The 4099-nt window shown below is 68.6% G+C and carries 4 protein-coding genes; 2 read left to right on the forward strand and 2 right to left on the reverse strand.

The window, feature by feature from the left end:
* Nucleotides 1-1782: ATP-dependent zinc metalloprotease FtsH (gene ftsH, locus ACLD7X_RS15945; RefSeq protein ID WP_411424665.1), on the forward strand; the 1782-nt coding region annotated here is incomplete at its 5' end.
* Nucleotides 1766-2425, forward strand: a complete 660-nt coding sequence (locus tag ACLD7X_RS15950) for a bifunctional 4-hydroxy-2-oxoglutarate aldolase/2-dehydro-3-deoxy-phosphogluconate aldolase (RefSeq protein ID WP_411424666.1) — start codon at nt 1766-1768, stop codon at nt 2423-2425. The genes ftsH and ACLD7X_RS15950, both read left to right, overlap by 17 nt.
* A 36-nt stretch (nt 2426-2461) precedes the next feature.
* On the opposite strand, the gene aroC is transcribed toward ACLD7X_RS15950, so the two are convergent.
* On the reverse strand, nt 2462-3553 hold the full coding sequence (gene aroC / locus ACLD7X_RS15955) for a chorismate synthase (RefSeq protein ID WP_411424667.1): 1092 nt from the start codon (nt 3551-3553) through the stop codon (nt 2462-2464).
* Nucleotides 3554-3633: 80 nt separating this feature from the next.
* A partial coding sequence (locus ACLD7X_RS15960; protein ID WP_411424668.1) for a hypothetical protein occupies nt 3634-4099 on the reverse strand: 466 nt, incomplete at its 5' end.

Consider the following 4099-nt stretch of genomic DNA (forward strand, 5'->3'; position numbering starts at 1 on the left):
GGCACGGCCTTCCTCGATCGCCCCGATCCGGCCAATGCTCCGCGAACGCTGCGTTACAGCGACTTCGTCGAGGCCGTCCAGGACAACGAAGTCTCCCGGGTGGTGATCTCCCCGGACCGCGGCACGGCCCAGGTGGTCGAGAATGACGGCCGCCGCGCCGTTGTCAACCTCGCCCCTGACAAGGACCTGCTCAAGCTGCTCACGGACCACGACGTGGACATCGCCGTGCAGCCCAGCCGTGAGCCGGCGGCCTGGCAGCAGGCCGCCGGGAGTCTGATCTTCCCCCTCCTGTTGCTCGGTGGTCTCTTCTTCCTGCTGCGCAGGGCCCAGGGCGGCGGCGGCAACCCCGCCATGAGTTTCGGCAAGAGCAAGGCGCGGGTCCAGATGGAGCCCCAGACCCAGGTCACCTTCGGTGATGTCGCCGGCATCGAGGGCGCCAAGCTCGAGCTCACCGAGGTGGTCGACTTCCTCAAGAACCCCGATCGCTTCACCGCCGTCGGCGCCAAGATTCCCAAGGGTGTCCTGCTCGTCGGTCCTCCGGGCACCGGCAAGACCCTCCTCGCCAAGGCCGTGGCCGGTGAGGCGGGTGTGCCCTTCTTCTCGATCTCCGGCTCCGAGTTCGTGGAGATGTTCGTGGGCGTCGGTGCCAGCCGCGTGCGCGACCTCTTCGAGCAGGCCAAGAAGAACGCCCCCTGCATCGTGTTCATCGATGAGATCGATGCGGTGGGCCGCCAGCGTGGCGCCGGCCTCGGCGGCGGCAACGACGAGCGTGAGCAGACCCTCAACCAGCTCCTCACGGAGATGGATGGTTTCGAGGGCAACACCGGCATCATCATCGTCGCGGCCACCAACCGCCCGGATGTGCTCGATGCGGCGTTGATGCGTCCGGGTCGTTTCGATCGCCAGGTGGTGGTCGACCGCCCCGACTACAGCGGCCGTCTGCAGATTCTCGAGGTCCACGCCCGTGGCAAGACCCTGGCCAAGGATGTGGATCTGGACAAGGTGGCCCGCCGCACCCCCGGTTTCACCGGAGCCGACCTCGCCAACCTGCTGAACGAGGCGGCGATCCTGGCGGCTCGGCGCCAGCTCACCGAAGTCTCGATGGATGAGGTCAACGATGCCATCGAGCGGGTCATGGCCGGTCCGGAGAAGAAGGATCGGGTCATGAGCGAGCGCCGCAAGCGCCTCGTGGCCTACCACGAGGCCGGCCATGCCCTGGTGGGCGCGCTGATGCCCGACTACGACCCGGTGCAGAAGATCTCGATCATTCCCCGCGGCCAGGCCGGCGGTCTCACCTTCTTCACCCCCAGTGAGGAGCGGATGGAGTCGGGCCTCTATTCCCGTGCCTATCTGCAGAACCAGATGGCCGTGGCCCTCGGTGGTCGCGTTGCCGAGGAGATCGTCTACGGCGATGACGAGGTCACCACGGGTGCCTCCAACGACCTGCAGCAGGTCGCCCGGGTCGCCCGCCAGATGGTCACCCGTTTCGGCATGAGTGAGCGTCTCGGCCCTGTCGCGCTCGGCCGCAGCCAGGGCGGCATGTTCCTCGGTCGGGACATCGCGGCTGAGCGGGATTTCTCCGAGGACACCGCCGCCACCATCGACGAGGAGGTGAGCCAGCTGGTGGAGGAGGCCTACCGCCGGGCCACCGAGGTGCTCACCAACAACCGTGCGGTGCTCGATGAGCTCGCCGATCTGCTGGTGGAGAAGGAGACGGTGGACGCCGAAGACCTGCAGGAGCTGCTGCTCCACAGCGACGTCCGGGTTGCCGAGTACGTCTGAGCCATCCCGCCCGATCGACGCCTACGGGCCCCTGATCCAGTCGCTGCACCACCAGCCCCTGCTGGTGGTGCTTCGCGCTGAGCGGCCCCTCGATCTCCGTGAGCGCCTGGCGCGGCTGGAGGGCCTGGGGGTGCGGCAGGTGGAGATTGCCTGGAGCGGCCATCCCCAGTGGAGCGCCCAGTGCGCCTGGCTGCGGATGGCCTTCCCCCGCCTGAATCTGGGGGCGGCTTCGGTGGTCGGTCGGGACGCCCTGGAGGCGGCCGCTGCAGCCGGGCTGGCCTATGCCGTCTCCCCTGTGCTGGACGAGGACCTGCTCAGCCAGGCCAGGCAGTGCGGACTGGCGCTGGTCCCCGGCGTGATGAGCCCCAGCGACGTGCACCGTGCCCGGCAGCTTGGCTGCCCGGTCGTGAAGTTGTTCCCGGCGATCACCGTGGGCAGCGGCTACTGGCGGCGGCTGCGGGACCCCCTGGGCCCCTTGCCCGTCTGCGTGGCGGCTGGAGGTCTGGCTGTGCCGGATGTGATGCCCTGGCTCGAGGCGGGTGTGGATGCCGTGGCCCTGGGCGGTCGCCTCGACGCGCCGGATGCCTGGTCGGCCCTGGGGGATCTGATCGGGAGACTGGCTGATCTCCCCAGACGCTGCTGATGGCGCGGCGCCAGCCTCAGCGGCAGGGCACGGGCCTCACCAGAAACTGCACTGCCCCTGCTGACGCAGCAGGTGATCCGCCAGAACGAGGGCGACCATCGCTTCGACCATCGGCACGGCCCGGGGCACGACGCAGGGATCGTGCCGGCCCTTGGCGGCCAGGGTGGTGGCCGCCCCCTGGGCATCGATGGTCTGCTGTTCCTTGCGGATCGTCGCGGTCGGTTTGAACGCCACCCGGATCACGATCTCCTCGCCGTTGCTGATGCCCCCCTGGATGCCGCCGGAGTTGTTGGTGGCGGTGTGCAGCCGGCCGTCGGCCGTGGGCAGGAAGGCATCGTTGTGCTCGCTGCCCTTGAGCAGGGTGCCCGCGAAGCCCGAGCCGATCTCGAAGCCCTTGGTGGCCGGCAGGGACATCACCGCCTTGGCCAGATCGGCTTCCAGCTTGTCGAACACCGGCATGCCCAGACCCAACGGCGCCCGGCGCACCACGCACTCGATCACCCCACCACAGGAGTCGCCCTCCCGGCCGATGGCCTCGATCCGCTCGATCATCCGGTCGGCGACAGCGGCATCGGGGCAGCGCACGATCGTGCGCTCCACATCCTCCAGACTCACGGCCGCTGGATCGATGCCGCTGGCCTCGATCGTGTGGATGCGCTTCACCCAGGCCAGCACCTCCGTGCCGCTCGCCCTGGCGAGGAGCTGCTTGGCGATCGCTCCTGCGGCCACACGCCCGATCGTTTCACGGGCGGAGGCCCTGCCACCACCGCTGCGGGCCTGGATGCCGTATTTCGCCTGGTAGGTGGCATCAGCATGGGAGGGGCGGAAGGCCACCGCCATCTCCTTGTAATCGCCCGGCCGCTGATCCTTGTTGCGCACCACCATGGCGATGGGGGTGCCCAGGGTCACCCCATCCAGCAGCCCGCTGAGGATCTCGACCCGGTCGTCCTCCTTGCGGGGGGTCGTGATCCTGCTCTGTCCGGGTTTGCGGCGGTCGAGCTCACGCTGGATCGCCTCCAGATCCAGTTCCAGGCGCGGCGGGCAGCCATCCACGATCACCCCCACCCCACCGCCGTGGGATTCACCGAAGGTGCTGATGCGAAAAAGCTGGCCGAAGCTGCTGCCCATGGCTGCCACCCGATCCAGCGAGCGTAGGGGGTGGTCCCTTGCAGCGACAGCGCGACCTGCAGCGCGACCTGCCGGCGTGCTCAGCTCGCCCGGGCCGCCAGCCCGGTCTCCTGGGCCTCCAGTCGGTTGAGCGATTTCAGGAAGGGGATCGAGAGCAGCACGGTCACCACCACATAGGTGAGAACCGCCACCGTGACCCCCGGCAGATCCCGGGCGTGGGTGGTGGCAAACATCAGGGCCATGCCGGGATTGCGCATGGAGGTCACCAGGGCCACGGTGATGCGCTCACGGCGGTTCTGGCCGGCCAGGCTGTAGCCCAGGCCCAGGCTGATCACCACCATCGCCACCATCAGCAGCAGGCCCATGGCATTGGCGCTGATGTAGGGCAGCAGCTTGGGCCCGGCCTTGAACAGCACGGCGGCGACCAGCAGCAGGAAGAGGCCATTGGCCAACTTGTTCAGGGGGGATTCGATCCGGTTGGCCAGATCGGGCTTGAACCCCTGAATCGCCATGCCGACCAGCAACGGCAGCACCTGGGTGCGACCC

Origin of the sequence: Aphanothece microscopica RSMan92, from assembly GCF_046613545.2 — a bacterium.
GTDB lineage: Bacteria > Cyanobacteriota > Cyanobacteriia > PCC-6307 > Cyanobiaceae > NIES-981.